Annotated in this window: 15 protein-coding genes and 1 riboswitch; of the genes, 10 read left to right on the top strand and 5 right to left on the bottom strand. The window is 60.9% G+C overall.

Annotated features, from left to right (window positions below):
* Positions 1-81: 81 nt before the first annotated feature.
* Positions 82-279, bottom strand: a riboswitch (cobalamin riboswitch).
* Positions 280-633: 354 nt separating this feature from the next.
* Positions 634-1,233 (top strand): DUF6656 family protein, encoded by a 600-nt coding sequence (locus tag JNB71_RS11565; protein WP_220371922.1) that lies wholly within the window; start codon positions 634-636, stop codon positions 1,231-1,233.
* 15 nt (positions 1,234-1,248) lie between these two features.
* Here JNB71_RS11565 and JNB71_RS11560 read toward each other — a convergent pair whose 3' ends face one another.
* Positions 1,249-2,310: a diguanylate cyclase domain-containing protein gene (locus tag JNB71_RS11560; protein ID WP_220371921.1), complete on the bottom strand. Its 1,062-nt coding sequence runs from the start codon at positions 2,308-2,310 to the stop codon at positions 1,249-1,251.
* Positions 2,311-2,544: 234 nt separating this feature from the next.
* On the opposite strand from JNB71_RS11560, the gene JNB71_RS11555 reads away from it, so the two are divergent.
* On the top strand, positions 2,545-3,531 hold the full coding sequence (locus JNB71_RS11555) for an L-threonylcarbamoyladenylate synthase (protein WP_220371920.1): 987 nt from the start codon (positions 2,545-2,547) through the stop codon (positions 3,529-3,531).
* Between the two features lie 73 nt (positions 3,532-3,604).
* Positions 3,605-5,035 carry an FAD-binding oxidoreductase gene (locus JNB71_RS11550; RefSeq protein ID WP_220371919.1) on the top strand — a complete coding sequence of 477 codons (1,431 nt, stop codon included), beginning with the start codon at positions 3,605-3,607 and terminating at the stop codon, positions 5,033-5,035.
* Between the two features lie 5 nt (positions 5,036-5,040).
* Here JNB71_RS11550 and JNB71_RS11545 read toward each other — a convergent pair whose 3' ends face one another.
* Positions 5,041-7,347: a DUF1217 domain-containing protein gene (locus JNB71_RS11545; protein ID WP_220371918.1), complete on the bottom strand. Its 2,307-nt coding sequence runs from the start codon at positions 7,345-7,347 to the stop codon at positions 5,041-5,043.
* Positions 7,348-7,694: 347 nt separating this feature from the next.
* Between JNB71_RS11545 and JNB71_RS11540 the strand changes: the two genes are divergently transcribed.
* On the top strand, positions 7,695-8,261 hold the full coding sequence (locus tag JNB71_RS11540; RefSeq protein WP_018330096.1) for a DUF6101 family protein: 567 nt from the start codon (positions 7,695-7,697) through the stop codon (positions 8,259-8,261).
* Positions 8,262-8,489: 228 nt separating this feature from the next.
* Positions 8,490-8,624 carry a hypothetical protein gene (locus tag JNB71_RS24615; protein WP_262927099.1) on the top strand — a complete coding sequence of 45 codons (135 nt, stop codon included), beginning with the start codon at positions 8,490-8,492 and terminating at the stop codon, positions 8,622-8,624.
* Positions 8,625-8,668: 44 nt separating this feature from the next.
* On the opposite strand, the gene ubiA is transcribed toward JNB71_RS24615, so the two are convergent.
* The 3 genes from ubiA to JNB71_RS11525 all read right to left on the bottom strand — a co-directional run bounded on the left by ubiA (position 8,669) and on the right by JNB71_RS11525 (position 11,554).
* Positions 8,669-9,628, bottom strand: a complete 960-nt coding sequence (gene ubiA, locus JNB71_RS11535) for a 4-hydroxybenzoate octaprenyltransferase (RefSeq protein WP_220371917.1) — start codon at positions 9,626-9,628, stop codon at positions 8,669-8,671.
* A 65-nt stretch (positions 9,629-9,693) separates the two neighbouring features.
* On the bottom strand, positions 9,694-10,503 hold the full coding sequence (locus JNB71_RS11530) for a MipA/OmpV family protein (protein ID WP_220371916.1): 810 nt from the start codon (positions 10,501-10,503) through the stop codon (positions 9,694-9,696).
* A 235-nt stretch (positions 10,504-10,738) separates the two neighbouring features.
* Complete coding sequence (locus tag JNB71_RS11525) at positions 10,739-11,554, bottom strand: AraC family transcriptional regulator (protein WP_220371915.1); 816 nt, start codon at positions 11,552-11,554, stop codon at positions 10,739-10,741.
* Between the two features lie 110 nt (positions 11,555-11,664).
* Here JNB71_RS11525 and JNB71_RS11520 point away from each other — a divergent pair, with 110 nt between their 5' ends.
* The 5 genes from JNB71_RS11520 (at position 11,665) to JNB71_RS11500 (ending at position 18,419) form a co-directional block, all read left to right on the top strand.
* A complete protein-coding gene (locus JNB71_RS11520) occupies positions 11,665-12,864 on the top strand; it encodes an MFS transporter (protein ID WP_220371914.1) in 1,200 nt (399 codons plus the stop codon).
* Positions 12,865-12,982: 118 nt separating this feature from the next.
* Positions 12,983-14,026: a polyamine ABC transporter substrate-binding protein gene (locus tag JNB71_RS11515; protein WP_220371913.1), complete on the top strand. Its 1,044-nt coding sequence runs from the start codon at positions 12,983-12,985 to the stop codon at positions 14,024-14,026.
* Positions 14,023-16,401 (top strand): putative bifunctional diguanylate cyclase/phosphodiesterase, encoded by a 2,379-nt coding sequence (locus JNB71_RS11510; RefSeq protein ID WP_220371912.1) that lies wholly within the window; start codon positions 14,023-14,025, stop codon positions 16,399-16,401. The genes JNB71_RS11515 and JNB71_RS11510 overlap by 4 nt, the downstream gene beginning before the upstream one ends.
* Positions 16,402-16,507: 106 nt before the next feature.
* On the top strand, positions 16,508-17,779 hold the full coding sequence (gene purD, locus JNB71_RS11505; protein WP_220371911.1) for a phosphoribosylamine--glycine ligase: 1,272 nt from the start codon (positions 16,508-16,510) through the stop codon (positions 17,777-17,779).
* Between the two features lie 118 nt (positions 17,780-17,897).
* Positions 17,898-18,419 (top strand): plant virulence effector HPE1-like domain-containing protein, encoded by a 522-nt coding sequence (locus tag JNB71_RS11500; protein WP_220371910.1) that lies wholly within the window; start codon positions 17,898-17,900, stop codon positions 18,417-18,419.
* Positions 18,420-18,631: the final 212 nt, after the last annotated feature.

Genomic DNA, 18,631 nt, shown 5'->3' with positions numbered 1-18,631 from the left:
GGACAGGAAAGGAACCGCCACCGCGCTGGGAGTGCGCGTGGATACACTGGTTCGCCTTCCGGCTGCCCGCCGCAACCCAGACATCAATTTCGCTTCAAGGCTGGTTTCCGGGCTCAGGAGCTGTCCTTTCGGACCATCGCGGCGCCTTCCCGGATCTCTCCAGTGGCCTTTTGCCGAGGTTTCGCTCCACCACCGTTGCGGGGGCAGCGCCGGATTTCGACCGGCTTCCCAATTCTCCGCCCTCCCTATAAAGGCGGCACCTTGAGTGTCTTCATCTAATCAAGCGACACGGCCGGACAGCCGCCGATTAGCGACATCCGGTTCCAGAATGACGACACCGCACAGTTAGATTTCCAGACGATCTTGGGCGGCTATTTTATCAGCAGAAACAACGGTCTTTACTGTTTTTTCGGCAGATGACGCCTTTTCCGCCACACGCCGCCAGATTTTGTGCAGGGACTGTCTCTTTGCGACATTAAGCGGCGCGATGACCCGATCGACGCGCAAGCTTCGCACCATGGCAGGTGGGTAAGGCTTGGAAAGGCTGCATTAACCGTCGCAATGTAGCTTCTCCTCATAGGCGTTTCCGACCCGGCGCATCCTGGCACGCCGGCGCAATCCTGGTGCAGGCCGATGGCAAACCTGAGATATTTCGACGCTGCCGCCGTCAACAAGCCGGCTCCATCGCCGAAGGCTGCGGTTCATAGCGAGTTCCTGCGCACCGGGCGTATCAACCGGCAGCAATGGAGCGCCGAGGAAAAACGCTATCTGACGCATCAGGAAGTGGCGGCCCGCACCGGCCGCAAACTTGAGGCCGCCGGAGCAAAGACGCATGAACGGATCAATGGCTTCCACGCCTCCATCCGCTTCCCGAAACTGATTTTCCACCGTACCCTTTCGGGCCGGCCGCATCTCGGCTATTGCCACGTGACCACGGCGCGGACGAAGCTCGCCAAGTTCGATGATGTCCGATGGTCGTTCTATATCGCCAACTTCGTCTCCGACATCGGCGACGACGAGCATTTCTTCGAGAAGATCAGGCTGGGTTATGCGCGAATGTATTTTGCGGTTGCGACCGCCCCGGATACCGAAGAAGGCAAGCTGACGCTCAACCGCACGGTCCGTGAAAACGGCCTCTTGTTTCGCACCGTCGATCCCAAAGAAGCCTTTAAGAATGTGCTGCTGCTCGGCGCCCGCAACGAACAGCTCCGCCAAATCATCACCAGCCTCTGATCGGCGCGGGGCAGCCTACCGCTTGTAGATCAGCCAATCCCGCCCCGCCGGCTGCTCGTCCTCCGCGCCGTGAACGACGGTATAGTCGCCACCCTTGGCCAGCGCCTTGGCCAGCGCCTTTTCTGCCGTCCCGACAAGATCGAAAGCATTGCCGGCACTGTGCGACATCGATACGCCGACCGAGAGCGTGACACTGCCGAGGCTGCGGCCGGTTTTCGGATGCTTGAAATGGACGCTGCGCAGCGCCGATCGCAAGAGCGCCATCAGGCGCACGACCTCTCGCTCCTCGCCCGCATTGATCAGGAAGCCGAAGCGGACGCCGTCGAACCGGGCGGCAAGCTCGCTTGGTGGAAAGGCCTGTTGAACGACGCCGCCGATATGGCGGGCGAGATGATCGGCTATCGCTGCGACCTGTTCAGCAGAAAGCCGCTGGCTGGTGTCCGGCTCGGCGATCGCAACGCCACAGGCAAGCGGCAGATCGGGATCGGCATAGACCCTGGCCAGCGCCTTGTTGAACGCGCGGCGGTTGGCGAGGCCCGTCACGGCATCCGAGAATTTCGTCGCCTCGAAATCGGCGAGCTCCTTCTGAACGCCGGCAATGACCTTGGACTGCTCGGTGACGCTTTGCTCCAACTCGGCATTGTGCGAGACCTGCCGCTCGGTTGCCCGCTTCAAGGCCTGGATCGAGTTCTTCAACGCCGCCTGGCTTGCCTCATCCGAAACGACGAGCGCCTTCGACGCCTCGCCGATCAACCGGCCATAATCGTCCAGCGAGTTCCTTTCGCGCGAGAGCAAATTCATGAAGTTGCTCATTTCATCGCGCACGATCGTCGTCGAACGCGCTAGGACGCCCGCTTCATGGTGATGCGGCAGATATTTGCGGCCGAGTTCGTCGAGTGCGGCCTGCGACTTGTACTTGCCAAGCGCGATGAAGTCCCGCACCAGTTCGGGATTGGCGCCGGCATAGGCCTCGTAGACCAGCTCGTAGTTTCTCGGAACAGCGTCGATGCCCATCTGCTGCATGGCAGTGGCGATGCGCAGGGCAAGGTCGTTCGGCATGGATTTCTTATTGGCCATTTGCGCTCCGGCAGGATGTAGAAAACAATGGCTAACATGTCCAACTTTCGGCTCCGCTAATGGAAGCTGTCGCATTTTAAGAAATCTTGAACCGGGGCTGCACCGATCGGGCACAGTCAGAGCGGCCCACCGAATGCACTTGGCCCGAATGCACTTGGCAATGTCGCGCCCAGCCCTGTAATAGAGACCGCAAGGCCTGCCCCTTCGGACGGCTCCCGATCTCTTGGAAGCAGCATGACCCTCATCATCGACACAAGGACCGAACCGGAACGTGCATTGGCGGCTGCTTGCGAAACGCTGGCCCAGGGCCTCCCGGTCGCGATCCCGACGGAGACGGTCTATGGCCTGGCGGCCGACGCGACGAACGCGGATGCCATCAGCCGCATCTACGAAATGAAGGGTCGCCCGCGCTTCAACCCGCTGATCTGCCATGTCGCGGATTTCGAAATGGCCCGACATTATGTCGATTTCGATCCCATCTCGCTCAAGCTGGCGCAAGCCTTCTGGCCGGGACCGTTGACGCTGGTCCTGCCGATGAGGCCGCAGAGCGACATTCATCCACTTGCCTGTGCCGGTCTCGACACACTCGGCATCCGCATGCCGGAAGGTTTTTCGCGGTCGGTGATCGAACGCTATGGCAAACCGCTGGCGGCACCGAGCGCCAACACTTCCGGCAAGATCAGCCCCACCAGCGCCGAACACGTCGCCGCCGATCTCGGCGACAAGCTGGCGTTGATTCTTGATGCCGGACCAGCCGAAATCGGCCTTGAATCGACGATCGTCAAGGTCGACCGCGACGAAATCCGGCTGCTGCGGCCGGGTGGACTTGATGTCGCCGATATCGAGAAGCTGACCGGAAGGCCCGTGCTGCGGCCGCAAACCGCAGGTGCCGCGATCGAGGCGCCGGGCATGCTCGCTTCCCACTATGCACCCGCGGCCGCAGTGCGGCTGAACGCTGCGGATGTCAGGCCGGGCGAAGTACTGATCCGGTTCGGCGGCAAAACACTGCCGGGCGAGGAAAATGCCGCTTTGGTTCTCGATCTCAGTCCCTCGTCCAACCTGCGAGAAGCAGCCGCCAATCTGTTCGCCTATATGAAGAAGGCCGACGCTTTCGGCGCCGCGACGATCGCCTTCGGCCCCATTCCGAATGAGGGACTGGGTGAAGCGATCATCGACCGGATCGCACGCGCAGCGGCGCCACGGGAGGGTGAGCAAGCATGAATCCTCGCCGGAATACACCCCTCTGCCCTGCCGGGCAGAGGGGTGACGCGGCTACCAGCAAGGTATCGACCTTATGACGAATACCATTCCCTCCCCCGAGCTCATAGCTCGCTTTGCCGCCATCGTCGGCGATCGCAACGCGCTGACCGATCAGGCGGAGATCGCCCCCTATCTCGTTGAATCCCGCGGCCTCTACACGGGCAACACGCCGCTGGTGCTGAAGCCCGGCAGCGTCGACGACGTATCGCAGATCCTCAAGCTCGCGAGCGAAACCGGTGCGGCGATCGTCCCGCAAGGAGGCAATACCGGCCATGTCGCGGGTCAGATCCCGCGCACCGGCGCTGCCGATATCGTTCTGTCACTGGAACGACTGAACCGCATCAGAGACATCGACCCGGTCGGCAATGTGATCGTCGCCGACGCTGGCTGCATCCTCGCCGATATCCGGACTGCGGCAGAGGCGCATGACCGCCTGTTCCCGCTATCGCTCGGCTCGGAAGGCTCATGCCGGATTGGCGGCAATCTCTCCACCAATGCCGGCGGTACCGCCGTTCTCGCCTATGGCAACATGCGGCAATTGTGCCTCGGGCTCGAAGTCGTGTTGCCGACCGGTGAGATCTGGGACGGGCTGCGGCGGCTGAAGAAGGACAATACCGGGTATGACCTGCGCGACCTGTTCATCGGCGCCGAGGGCACGCTCGGCGTCATCACCGGCGCGGTGCTGAAGCTCTTTCCCAAGCCGCTCGGCCATCAGGTCGCCTTCGCCGGGCTGAAAAGCGTTGCCGATGCGCTTGCCCTCTTCGACAAGGCGTCGAGCCTTTGCGGTCCCGCCCTGACCGGCTTCGAACTGATGCCGCGGCTCGGCGTCGAGTTCACCGCGAAGCACATTGCGGGCGTTCGCGACCCGCTGGACACCGCGCATGCCTGGTATGCGCTGATCGACATTTCCACTTGCGATTCGGCAGAGACCGCCGAACGCATGATGAGCGAACTGCTGGAGACGGAGATTTCAGGCGGACTCGTCGAAAATGCCGTAGTGGCTGCCAACGACGCCCAGCGCAAGAGCCTCTGGCATATGCGCGAAAGCATGTCGCCGGCGCAGCGGCCGGAGGGCGGCTCGATCAAGCATGATGTCTCGGTACCGGTATCGAGCATTCCGGCCTTCATGGCGCAGGCGGATGCTGCGGTGATGGCGGCCATTCCCGGCGCCCGGATCTGCGCCTTCGGTCACATGGGCGACGGCAATATCCATTACAACATCTCCCAGCCTATCGGTGCCGACAGGCAAGCCTTCCTCTCCCGCTGGCGTGAAATGAACGCGATCGTGCATGGCATCGTGATGAACTACAACGGCTCGATCTCGGCCGAGCACGGCATCGGCCAGCTGAAGCGCGACGAACTGGCCGAGGTGCGCTCACCAATAGAAGTCGATTTGATGCAGCGTATCAAGCACGCTTTTGACCCGGCCGGGATCATGAACCCGGACAAGGTACTGAAAGCCTGAGGGCATCAAGCGCCGCCGGTGCGCAGTTGCGTGAGGCTGAGGAGCGTATCGGCGCTGATGCCGTTGCGGCCCCTTCCCGACATGATCAATTCGGCGGCCGAGACATCGGTGTTGTTCTCCACATCATAAAGCGCAGTGAAGCGCACGAGCAACCTGTCCAGTTTTTCCGGATCGTGCAGGTCCTCGATATCGAGGACGCGGTTGATGTAGTCGTGCTGCACGTCCACATCGGCGCTCGACATTTCTTTTGGAATGCTGAAGGTCGTCTGGATGACCTGCAGCAGCGCGCTGTCGGCCAAGAGATCGTAGGCCGTATTGACGCCGGAGGCCATGCGCCGGAAGTAGAGCGCAAGGCGCACGCCGGCATTTTCCTCGCCCTCCTGTTCTTCCAGCGTCTGGTTGAGGTAGAGATCCTCTGTCTCCAGCAGGCCACGCCTGGTCTGTATGCCCTCCATTGGTTTTGCCAGATTGCCGTCGCTGTCGAAATTGTAGGAGGTGACAATCTGCTTGAAGATCGTCGTGTCCGGCTCGGTGTTGATGAAGCTCTTGGGATCGTCGAGATCGGATTTGAACATCTGCCGGACATAGTCCGTGGTGTACTCCTCGGGATCGAGACCGGCTGCGACCAGAATGAAATCAACCAGGCGCCGGTTCGCAAGCAGACCGTCCAGGGATTCGATCTTTTCGATCTCGGCGCTGTAGTATTTTGATTCCTCCGTTGCCTTGGTCTTGTCTTCCTCCGTGCCGAAACGGCTCTTCTCGACAACATAGGACTTGGCGGTGTTGAGGATTTCGGATTCCGACTGCGCCAGCATCGGCACGCCAAGCGACCCGTCCGTGTCGATATTGAACGCCTTGGCCAGCTCGACGTAACGTTCGTCCTTCAACGTATAGACATAGCTTTTCGGATCGGTGAGGTCGCTGGTCAGCACCTTCTTCAGCTTGCGCGTCGTATCGCCTTCATTCTGAAGCCCGACGGCTGTCAGCGCCAGCTTCATGATCTTGGTGTCGGCAAGCAGGTCATCGACATCCGTCACGACACCCATCAGGGTTTTGAAGGAGGCGATCAGGCTCTCGTCAGCGGCTTCGTCGGCGTCGTTGTAGCGTGTCATCCAGTAAGCGGACGTTTTTGTAATCTGCGCCGTCGTTTGCGCCGTGTCTCCTGATGCGAGCGTCCCGTCCGTCTGGAAGTTGAACGCTGCGGCGAGTTCCTTGTAGGCGGCGTTGTTTTCACCACCCTGCATGTTGGCATAGCTCGACGGATCGCTGAGATCGCTCGTCAGGATGTTCTCCATCGTCGACGTCAGCAGGCTCGACGGCAGGCCGTAGGCTATGCGGATAAAGGCGAACAACCGGCTATCGCTCAGAATGTCGTCGACCGAGGTGATGCTCCCGATCGTCGATTCATAATATTCCTTGTTGAGCTTCGCAGCGGCGGAGGAAAGCCGCGGCTGCGCGAAGGCATAGGCTTCGCTGACCGATGCCTTCTGGGTGGCGGTCATCGGCAGATCGCCCGTAGCCAGCGTTCCGTCGTTCTGGAAATTGAATGCGGCGGCAAGCGGCGTATAGTCCGGGGCATTATTGATCGCCGACTGGTATTGCGCGATCAGCTTGCTTGCCGCACTGGTGCTGTCGGCCAGATCCGCGGCGGACGCGCTGGCTTTGACGGCGTCGATCTTGTCCTGATATCCCTGTTTGTAGGCCGCCGCTTCCGTGTTCACATAGCTGCCGGGGTCGCTGACGTCGCTCGTCACCACCCCTTTGAAATGCGCATAGGACATATAGTCCGGGTCGAAGCCGAGCGCGGTCAGGACGTAATTCTTAAGCTTCTCGTTTTGCCAGAGCTGATCAACTGTCATGACCGTGTCAATGGCTGCGTTAAAATAGTTCGTGTCGTCCGTGACTGCGTCATCGAGGTTGGCGATGCTCTGGCTGTAGAGGCCGATAAGCGCATCCTCCTGTGCATCACTTTGGACCACCTCCGTGGATTGCGAAAAGCTGAAGGCCAACGCAAAATTGCGATAGCGTTCGTCCGTCAGCATGTTGGCGTAACTGCTGTCGTCGGTGAGATCGCTTTCCAGAACCTTGCGCATGAAGGCTTTGGCATAGGTCATGTCTTCGAGACCGTGCGCCTTCATGGCATAGGAATAGAGCCGGAAATCGTCGAGGAACTCGTCGATCGACGTGACCTTGCCGATATTTTCCTTGTAGTACTCGGTTTCGCGGGCAACCAGCGTCTGCTCGGCGGTGCGACGAAGGCTCGTCTTCATATCGCGGGTGATGAGATTGTAGTCGATATAGGTGGAAACCATTGCCGTTCTGCCGATCGCCTGAATTGCCTGACGGAATGCTGTCCGGACGGACGCAATGCCGCGAGGTGCGGCCATAATCTGCGGCACCATCGCCTTTCAGCCTTGCGCGTGGCTTTTCCAGGCGCCTGCCCACTCCGCCGGCGGATCGGCAAAATGCTGCCGATTTTCTTCAGATTTGGGAAACCCTGCCGCGTTGGTCTTTGCTAACCATCAGGAAATGCAAAGTTTTTTAACTGCGATTTTTAAGCGGTCTCAAACGGCCGCCGCCTATGCTCCAGCCATAGAGGACGAAAAGTCCCGACGAGAAGACCGGAAACCGGCTCTCAAGGAAAACAAGGGCGATTGAAATGCTGAAGACACTTTCCCAACCGGCTTGGGTTGAAACCACGCTGCGACTGGACCCGAAACGCTTCCCTCAGCAGGCAAGCTACAGCTTGCATGGACAGTCGAGCAATGTCACCATCAGTCTGGATGAGCGCGGAGCGGTGTTGCGCAAGGTCCTGCCCTCGAGCGGACTGCCACTTTCGATCGCGCTGCCGGCACGCGCCTTCAAGGGCGTGGCCGCCCGCGCGATAGACCATGGAGACGGAGAAGTAACCGTGACGCTGGAACTGCATCATGACGACCCGGATCTCTGCATTCCGCTTCTCGTCGCCCATGACCTCTCCGACATCGCCGCCGATTGGCGTGCGTGGTCGGAAGCCTACCGCACCCCGATGCTGATGGTGGAGGCCGATGGCGTTGCCCGGCCGCTGGAAGAGCATCTCGGCGAAGTTCGCACGAGAGAGATCAAGCCGCGCCGTCGCCATTCGCTTTTCAACGATCGCCGCCCACGCTTCCTGATGCGCCGCTCAAGCCGCAGCCTCGGGGTCAACATGAAGATCGACGGCCGGGAAATCATCGCCCGCAACTGATTTTCGACACAATATCGACGCGTTCCTCCAGCGCGAAAGACCGGCTGTCCCTGCGGCCGGTTTTTTGCATTTGTTCTCAGCCCGTTAGAGGCTATTCTAATACGCGGCGGATGCCTTCTTGAAGCCATATGCAGCCTGCACATTGCCCCACGAGAAGGAGACAATCCCATGCGCATATTCATACCGCTGCATGATTCCTTGAATCGGAATCGATTTAAGGGAAAAATCATGCAGCAAATCCAAAGTGCTGCAGCGCCCTTTGCGCGTCTTTTGACGCGCGGCGCTGCAGGGGCCATCGCCGCCCTTTCCGCCCGCCCGGCCAAGAAGAAGAACAGCCGCGACACGGAACCAAGCTGGGCCTGAAAGCTGCGGTGGACCCTTGCCTTCCGGTGATCCGGAGGGCCTTTTTATAGCAGCCGCACCAAAAGCGCCGCCAACAATCCGCCAAAGACGATCAGCCCGACGACACTGTTGAACTTGAACAGGGCAAGGCACTGTGCCGCGTCGTGAATGTCGAGCACCAGGATCTGGTAGAACAGCATGACGGTGGCAACCAGAAGGCCGACAAAGGCCGGGAGACCGACGCCGGCGGTTGCGAACGAGACACACAAAAGCAGGACCGTCAGGCCGTAAAGACCGAACAGCCAGGGGCGCGGGTGCTCGCCGAAGCGCCGTGCCGTTGAACGCACACCGATCAGTTCGTCGTCTTCCTTGTCCTGATAGGCATAGATGGTGTCGTAACCAACCGTCCAGGCGATCGCGCCCAGATAGAGGACGATCGCGGCCATCCCTACCCCGCCGAATTCCGCCGACCACCCCATCAGCGCGCCCCAGGAAAAGGCAAGGCCGAGGAAAAATTGCGGCCAGTCGGTAAAGCGCTTGGCAAAGGGATAAACCGCAACGACGACGAGCGAGAAGACGCCGAGAAAGATTGAAAAGCCGTTGAACTGCAGGAGCACGAAAAGACCGGCAAGCGCCTGCAGGACCATGAAGATCTTCGCCTGCAGCCGCGTGACGCGGCCCGAGGGCAATGGCCGCGACCGGGTGCGCGCCACTTCCGTGTCGATGTCGTGGTCGACGATGTCATTATAGGTGCAGCCGGCCCCGCGCATGGCGACGGCGCCGATGAAGAACAGCAACAGGTGAAAGGCGAACCGGCCGAGGGAGAACGTCCCGACCGAGGCCGCCGCGTTTGCAGCCAGTCCCGCCGACCAGAAACACGGCCACATCAGCAATTGCCAGCCGATCGGCCGGTCCCAGCGGGCAAGCTGCGCATAGGGCCAAAGCGTCCGCGGCAGGACGCGGTAGACCCAATTGTTGGACGGGGCGTCGTAGACACGCCCGGAATCGGCTGGACTGGTGCTCATGCCATGTGTTTGCCGCGCAAGGCGCCTGCGGTCAAGCGATCCGGAACCGCCTTCAAAGAATGGGTTCACTGCAGTGTGAAATCGAAGCGATAGAGTGCGGAGAGACCGACCAGGAACTGGTTGCGGCTGCCGCCTTCCTTGACGATGCTCGAATCCGCGGCGGGGCCCAGCAGCCGCTTGTATTCCGCAAAGGCGCTGGTCTCGAGCTTCTCGGTCGCCTGCCAGGTGATCGCCGCGCCGGCGCCGACCGAATTCAGGCCACCGGACGGGGTATATTTCGAGTAGCCGGACTTTGCGGCTTCCGACGAGCTCACACCGTAATAGGCATCGAAATAGTCGCTCGTCGCCGCCGACAGCCGGGGGCCGGCGGAGACACGCACATTGTCGCTGACGTCGACGAAGCCATCGGCGGCAACATCGGCGATCAGGCCGTGATGGCTGCGAATGCCCTGGCGCAGTTCGGCGCGGATGCGCAGCCAGTCGGTCGGATATACTTCGGCGAAACCGCCGAGCTCGCCGCCGAAGCGTACGGGGTCGAGGCCCTCGAGCTTGGATGACGTATCCTCATCGCGCTCCAAAATGAGCTTGCCGACGACGCCGGCGCGGAAGGCCCCCTTATCGACGAAGGCAAAGGCCGGGTTGTCGTTGCGCGAGGAGAACCGCACCGTGCTGCCGGCGCGCCCGAGCGAGATCAGCGGCGCTGCCTGGAACAGACGGTCGGAGCCGCCATCATATTTCGGACCGAGGAAGCCTGTCGCGCCGACCTTCAGATACCAGTCACCCGACCAGAAATACTGGCCGTCCTCAGCCTGCCCGGCAGAAGCAAGGCCAAGAACGACACCAACGGAAAGGGCAAGGGCAGATCGGCGGGACAAGAAGGAACTCCGGATACAAGACCCCGTGCGGACCGGGCGGCGGCGAACGGGGCAAACTGAAACGGTTCGTTTCGGCGCGGTTATAGGCCTTAGCTCACTACCATTGCGTTAACCAGACACCTTCAGGCTTTCTTTTCCATATTAGCGTGGCGCCATACGGAAAATACCTTTTCTTACAATAGCATAGAATATCGCTCCCTTCGGGATTCCGCTGTGGAGCGGCAGAATTGCAGCGTCAGGCAGCGCGCAATTTCAAATAGGTGGAGGGCGAACTGCCGAGCATGCGGCGAAACATCGTGGTGAAGGCCGCGATGCTTTCGTAGCCGGCATCGAGCGCCACATTCGTCACGGGCTCACCGGCGGCCAACCGCGGCAGCGAGGCGAAGATGCAGGCCTGCTGCCGCCAGGTGACGAAGCTGACGCCGGTCTCGGCGCGAAACAGCCGGGTAAAGGAGCGGCGGCTCATGCCCAGTTCCCGCGCCCAGTCATCGATGCCGGCATTGGCGGCCGGCGATTTCAGGAAATGGTGGCAGAGGCGGCTCAGCCGCGCATCACCCGGGAAGGGCAAACCGAGCGGCCGCTCCGGCAATTGGCCGATCTCATCGAGCAGCAGTTCCATGATCAGCCGCTTGCGCCGCGGCGACAGCGGCTTTTCGTCCGAAAGCACCAGTTCCCCGATCAGACTGCCGGCAAGCGCGGTCACCTCCAGCACCCGCGGATCACGCGCGCCGATGACCGACGGATCGACATAGATGGAATGCATGTGCACTTCGCTGATCATCTCGCTGAAATGTTCGAGACCTGCTGGGATGAGCAGCCCGTGACCGGGTGGTATCATCCAGCGACCACGGGCGGTGCTGACCAGTACCACGCCACGTCTGGCGCACCAGAGTTGTGTCTTCGTATGACTGTGGGGCAGCCCCCGGAAGCCCGCGGGATAGACGCGGCCGAGCGCTGGGAGGGGCTCCTCGGTGTTTTCGATCCAGGAGAGGCTCGCAAAATGCTCGTTGTGGTCCTGGCTTTCCTGTCCGGTGTGATCGATTGTCCGCATTTGGCCCATTCTCGAAAGGATACGACCAGAACACAAAAGCAGGCCAAGCGCAAGCAATGTAGAAACGATAAACACCAGCAGGACGCGATCCGGACGGCAAGGACGACAGCATGACGACGATATCATCGGCCAGCGGCATCGGCGCGGAAAAGACGGCCGTTTCCGTCATCGTAGCCGTCAGTTTCTGCCATATGCTGAACGATATCATGCAGTCGCTGCTGACTTCGCTTTACCCTCTTCTGAAAGAGAATTACGCCCTCGATTTCGTGCAGATCGGGCTTCTCACCTTCGCGTTTCAGGTCACCGCTTCGCTGTTGCAGCCGGCTGTCGGCGTCGTCACCGATCGCTGGCCGATGCCTTTCTCGCTGCCGGTGGCGATGCTCTCCACCTGCACGGGGCTGATCACGCTCGCCAACGCCAATCATTTTTACGTCCTCGTCGCCGGCGCCTGTCTGATCGGCATCGGCTCGGCCATCTTCCATCCCGAGGCATCGCGCGTCGCGCGGCTTGCTTCCGGCGGCCGGCATGGCCTTGCCCAGTCGCTGTTTCAGGTGGGCGGCAATACCGGTACGGCGATCGGGCCGCTGCTCGCAGCCTTCATCGTCATCCCGCGTGGTCAGGAGAGCCTCAGCTGGTTCTCCATCATCGCGCTCACCGGATTCATGGTGCTGTCCGGTGTCAGCGTCTGGTACACGCGCCACCGTCGCAGTTCCGCCGGCCGCAAGGCCGCCAGCCGCACCCTGCCCCTGCCGCGCAATCAGGTGATCTGGACGCTGATCGTCCTCGTCATCCTGACCGCGACCAAGAACGCCTACCTCGCAAGCCTTTCGAGCTATTTCACCTTCTTCACCATCGAGAAGTTCGACCTCGGCGTTCAGGATGCGCAGATGCTCCTGTTCCTGTTCCTTGGCGCGTCGGCGACCGGCGTGATCTTCGGCGGACCGATCGGCGACCGTTTTGGCGCGCGTTTCGTGATCTGGTTCTCGATTCTCGGCGTCATTCCGTTCGCTCTGATCCTGCCCTATGCCAACCTGTTCTGGACCGCAGCCCTCGTCATCCTGATCGGCTTCATCTTCTCCTCCGCCTTTTCTGCCATCGTGGTCTTCGCGCAGGAACTGGTGCCGGGCCGCGTCGGCCTGATCGCCGGCATGTTCTTCGGCTTTGCCTTCGGCTTCGGCGGCATCGGCGCCGCCGTGCTCGGCGTCATTGCCGATCACCGCGGCATATCGTTCGTTTACACGATCTGCTCCTACCTGCCGCTGCTCGGCCTGCTCACGATCTTCCTGCCGAAGCTCCCCCGCCACAGGTAGGCGAATAGCGTCACCCCTGCGACATTTCATGCTTCCGCCAGTCCAACCCATCCCCTTGTAAGTATTCATCAAGCATTGCGGGCTAAGGTTCTCTCCGGGGACTGTCGGGGTAACTTCAATGCGCAACACGTTTATTGCCGTTTCCGTCGCGCTTGGCGCGCCGTTCGCCGCCACGCCCGGGCAGGCGGAAACGCTCAACCTGTTGATCTGGGAATCCTATATCGACCAGAAGATCCTCGACCGCTGGACGCAGAATTCCGGCGTCGCAGTCCACCAGATCTACTATGACAGCGGCGATGCACGCGACGAAGTGCTGTCCGATCCCAACAGCAACATTGATCTTGTCGTCGTTGGTGAGAACGGTGCTGATCTCTTCGGAAAACGCGGCATCCTGGAGCCGCTGACGGAAAAGAACGTGCCTTCTCTGAAGGACTATAAACCGGAGTGGACCTCGCGCTGCGCCGGCTATGCCATACCCTATCTGTGGGGAACGATGGGCATCGCCTACCGCTCCGATAAGATCAGCACGGCGCCCACCTCCTGGAACGACCTGATGTCGCCTGCGCCGGAGCTTAAAAAACACATCGCCATGTATGACGACCACAACGAAGCGTTCATCGCGCCGCTGGTGCTGCTTGGCAAGTCGATCAACGCCAACGACAACGAGACGCTGAAGCAAGCCTTCGAGTTGATGAAGAAACAGGCGCCCTTCGTGCTGACCTATGACTATGTCATCACCTCGATCCAGAATCCCGATATCGGTAAGGACATCTACATGGCGATCGCCTATAGCGGCGATCAGCATGTGCTCAACGACAAGGCGGGAACACCCGGCGTCTGGCGTTACGCGGTACCGAGGGAAGGTACGTTCTCATGGCTCGACTGCATAGCCGTGACGACAGCCTCGCCCCGCAAGCAACTCGCCCTGCAGTTGCTCGACTTCATCGGCTCGCCGGAAAGCGCCGCAGCCAACGCCGAGGCGCTGACCATGCCGACGGCAAGTGAAGCGGCACTGAACCTCATTCCGGCCGAGATGCGGTCGAATACGGAAATCTATCCGCCCGCCGAAATTCTGGCCAAGAGCCAGTATCAGAAGGAACTGTCCGTCCAGTCGATCCAGACCCGTCGACGCATCATCAGCTCGATGGCAAATTTCCAGTGACACTCGGCAAACGCGCGTTTTTCCTGATTTTTCCGGTTGTCCTGACGGGGTACCTGCTCGCAGCGCTGTCTGTCTACATCGCGCAGAGCCATTCGATGCTCTCGCTTGAGCGCGCGCGACTGTCGCAACAACTCGACCATATCGCGGCGCTGTTCCGCCACGATGTCAATCAGAGCCGGAGTTTTCTCTATTCACTTCTCGAAGGCAATGCGGTGCGGCTGTTCGTCTCCGAAACCGATGAGGATTACCGCAACAACGCGCTTGGGCTCAGGCTGCAGCAGAGCATCCGCTCGCTCTCCGATGATCCGAAGAAATTCATTTCCTTCGCCATCCTCAATCCGGATCTGACGCCGGGCTACTATTTCGAAAACAGCGACGATCCCTTTGCCGAAATCGGCGAAGCACAGTTTGCGCTGGGACGCCGGCTCACCGGTGGCAGCCAGCTCAGGGACTGGGCCTACCTTCATGAGGGGCAGACACGCCCGCTGATCGTCTATTCGGAATTTATCGACCCCGTCACCTTCGGCCGGCCGCTGCCCAGCGCCAAGAAAAGCGCGCTTCTTGTCCAGGTGGCCCTCGAGCCGACCCAGTTTCTCTCCATGCTACGCCAGTTGCAGGACGAGTATCAAACCGTCATCGACTTCGACAGCGTGCCGCGGCCATCCCTGCCAAACGAACTTTCCGCATCGGTAAGACTGGCGCCGTCACTCTTTGCCTCGCTGGCAGTTCCGCCGTCTCACGATGCAGGCAACGTGGAGCGGCTGAAGCTGCTCCTCGGCCTCGGCGCGCTGGCCATGAGTCTCGTGTCCGTCGGTCTGATGATTGTCCTTATCCGCCGCTTCATCACCAATCCGATCGCCGCGCTCGACCGGCAGGTCACTGCGGTGATGACCGGCAAGAACGACGGCATTACGCAAATCGACGCCGCCGGGGAAATCGGTCGACTGACCGGAAACATCAAGCAATTGCACGATCAGTCCCAACGCGCATTGCACCTCGTTCAGCATACGTCGTGGACGGATACGCTGACAGGCATCAGCAACCGCGGCCATTTCAACACGCTGGCTGCAAAGGTCGTCCACAAGGTCACGACGCAGGGCGGTCACTGCAGCCTGCTCTTCATCGACATCGACAACTTCAAGTTCGTCAATGACAAATACGGCCACGAGGTCGGCGACGAACTTCTGAAGGTGCTGGCGCTCAGGATCGAACGTGTCGTCGGCGAAATCATCGCACGACGATCCCTGCCGCCGGTGGTCTTTGCGCGTCTTTCGGGCGACGAATTCGCGGTTCTCGTGCAGTCGGCATCCGGGGACGGCACGATCCGCGAAATGTGTGCCTGCATCCTGGGCCTGTTTTCGGACGGCTTCGAAGTGCACGGCAAACATTACCCGGTCACCGCCAGCATCGGCGTTGCCATCTGTCCGACGGACGCAACGAACCTGGCCGAGCTGATCTCCAATGCGGATGCGGCCATGTACCAGGCCAAGACAAACGGCAAGAACCGTTCCTCGCGCTTCTCCCGTGCGCTGCAGGACAAACGCGACCGGATCCGCCATATTCAGGAAGAGCTGCGGCTGGTCGATCCGGACGAGCAGTTCCACCTCGTCTACATGCCCATCATCGACGCGCGCGGCAAGGTGACCGGTTGCGAGGCATTGCTGCGCTGGATTTCCCCGACCCTCGGCAACATCACGCCGGACGAATTCGTGCCGATCGCCGAAAGCACCGGCCAGTTCACCAAGATCGACTGGTGGGTGATCAACCGGGCGATGTCGGAGCATCAGCATCTGAAGGCGTTGTTCGGGCCGGAGACGGTGCTTGCCATCAACATCTCGTCGGCGGAACTGCACTCGAAATCGATCGGCGAGTATTTCAGCGATTGCCTCGACCGGCACGGGCTCGACGCGCGCACCATCGAGATCGAGCTGACGGAAACCTACGCCGTCAAGCTCGGCGATCAGTTGCACCGGAACATCGAAAACCTGCGGGAGAAGGGCTTCCGCATCTCCATCGACGATTTCGGGGCCGGCTATACCTCGGTGCAGCAGATCATCGAATATACCGCCGACACGATCAAGCTCGATAGGGCGCTGGTGCAAAACCTTGCCAATCAGCAAACGCTGCCGGCCCTGAAGGCAATGGTCGCGCTCTGCCACGCGCGCAAGATGGCGGTGGTTGCCGAAGGCATCGACACCCACGAGAAGCTTGCGCTTTTGATCGCTGCCGGTTGCGACCATTTCCAGGGCTATCTCATCAGCAAGCCGCTGGCTTTGCCGGACCTGTCTAACTGGGCACTGAAGCAGGCAGCGGAAATCACCGGTCGCGATGTCAGCGGGGGCAGGCGCCGCGCGGGGTCCTCCAGCCTGCTGTGAACCGCCAGTGAAAAGCGCCTGTAGCACCGTGGCTCCCGATTTTGCCTTGACCTTCAGCTCCCCTCGCCTTAACCGCACCTCAACACTTCAGGCTGCGGAGTAGGCGATGAGAGTTCTGTTGATCGGGTCAGGTGGGCGCGAGCATGCGCTGGCATGGAAACTGGCGCAATCACCGTTGCTGACGGCCCTCTACGCCGCGCCCGGCAATCCCGGCATCGGCGAGGAAGCAACACTCGTCGATTTCGATATCGCCGACGACAGCGCCGTGCTCGCTTTCTGCCGCAGGGAATCGATCGACTTCGTCGTCGTCGGTCCGGAAGCGCCTTTGGTGGCGGGACTTGCCGATACGCTGCGCACGAGCGGCATCGCCGTCTTCGGACCCTCGGCGGCCGCAGCCCAGCTCGAGGGCTCCAAGGGTTTCACCAAGGACATCTGCGCCAAATACGGCATTCCGACCGGCGCTTATCAGCGCTTCACGTCTGCCGAGCCCGCCAGGGCCTATGTGCGCGTGCAGGGCGCACCGATCGTCATCAAGGCCGACGGGCTTGCCGCCGGCAAGGGTGTGACCGTGGCGATGACGCTGGACGAGGCGCTGGAGGCCGTCGACAGCTGCTTTGCCGGCACCTTCGGTGCCGCCGGTGCCGAGGTCGTGGTCGAGGCCTATCTCGATGGCGAGGAAGCGAGCTTCTTCTGCCTCTGCGACGGCAAGACCGCGCTGCCGCTTGCATCGGCGCAGGACCACAAGCGCGTCGGCGACGGCGACACCGGACCGAACACGGGCGGCATGGGTGCCTATTCGCCGGCGCCGGTGATGACGGCTCAGATGGTCGAGCGGACGATGCGCGAGATCATCGAGCCGACGATTGCCGGCATGGCCGACAGCGGCCAGCCCTTCACCGGCGTGCTGTTCGCCGGACTGATGATCACCGCCAAAGGCCCCGAACTGATCGAATACAATGTCCGCTTCGGTGATCCGGAATGCCAGGTGCTGATGATGCGGCTGAAGAGCGATCTTCTGCCGCTGCTCTATGCCGCCGCCACCGGGTCGCTGGCCAATGTCAGCGCGGACTGGCGCAACGAGGTGGCGCTGACGGTGGTGATGGCGTCGAAGGGCTATCCGGGCTCCTACGAGAAGAACACGCCGATTGGCAAGCTGCCGCCCGAAGACGCCGCGACCAAGGTCTTCCATGCCGGAACGGCGCTGAAGGACGGGCAGCTGGTGGCGACCGGTGGCCGCGTGCTGAACGTCACGGCCATGGGACCCAACGTCAGCGCAGCGCAATCGGCGGCCTACGCCGCTCTCGACCGGGTCGAATGGGAAAACGGCTTCTGCCGCCGCGACATCGGCTGGCGGGCGGTCAAGCGCGAAAAGGCCTGACAGCAGCGATCCCGCCCCGAAAATTCAAAAGACTCATTCAATTTTTACCAATTCTCCTGACGGGAACGTAACGGAGAATGAATAGTCTCCTCGCTACGGATTATCGAGGAGAATGCCGATGCGCACCCTGTTGTTCACAGTCGTCAGCCTGTTTGCCGCCGGTTCTGCCGCCGCGTCGTCGATCGAAGCGGTAACGACCGGACAGGATGCCAACACCAGCATCTCGCAAATATCCTGCGCGCATTGCCCGCCGCCGGTGATCGAGAAGAAGACCGGCTATGTCGTTCCCGACGTCGCCCCCGGCACGGAGCGGGTTGAAGTAAAGCAAATCAATGGCGAGATGAAGCTGGTGCGCACCGAGGCGTGGCTGGGCGGCTCGCCGGTGGTCTTCATCACCAAGGCTTCTGAGGAAGCCGTCAAGGCGGCGCAGGCCGAAATGCAGCCGACCGAGCATCTGGCGGACGCTGCAACGGCCAATCCGCTGCCGGCAGAGGAAACGGCCGCTCTAACCGTCATCGACGGCACCGTAAAGACCAGTGCGGTCTCCGCCGCGTCGATGGCCGGTATGGCCGCGGTAACGCCGCAAGACGGCCGTTCACAAGAAGTTGATCTGGAAAACTTCCAACTTCGGCTAAAATAATCCGGGAGTTCCCTGTCCCTGCCCTCGCCAGCCACGCTGAAAAGGCTGATCGGGCATTTCGCCTTCCAAGGCGAGAAATTGCGCCCCTGAGAGAAGCAGGGGCGTAATTTTTTGCGCCGCAAGAAGGTGGCATTGGTGCGGCCGCATAGGGTTTTCTTAAGCAAGTTCAGACTAATTTAGTCCTGGAAATGAATTTCCGGTGGCCGCGGATC

The organism is Rhizobium herbae, assembly GCF_019511375.1.
In the GTDB taxonomy this organism is placed as follows: Bacteria; Pseudomonadota; Alphaproteobacteria; order Rhizobiales; family Rhizobiaceae; genus Pararhizobium; species Pararhizobium herbae_A.
This window is presented reverse-complemented; position numbering and strand designations above follow the sequence as displayed.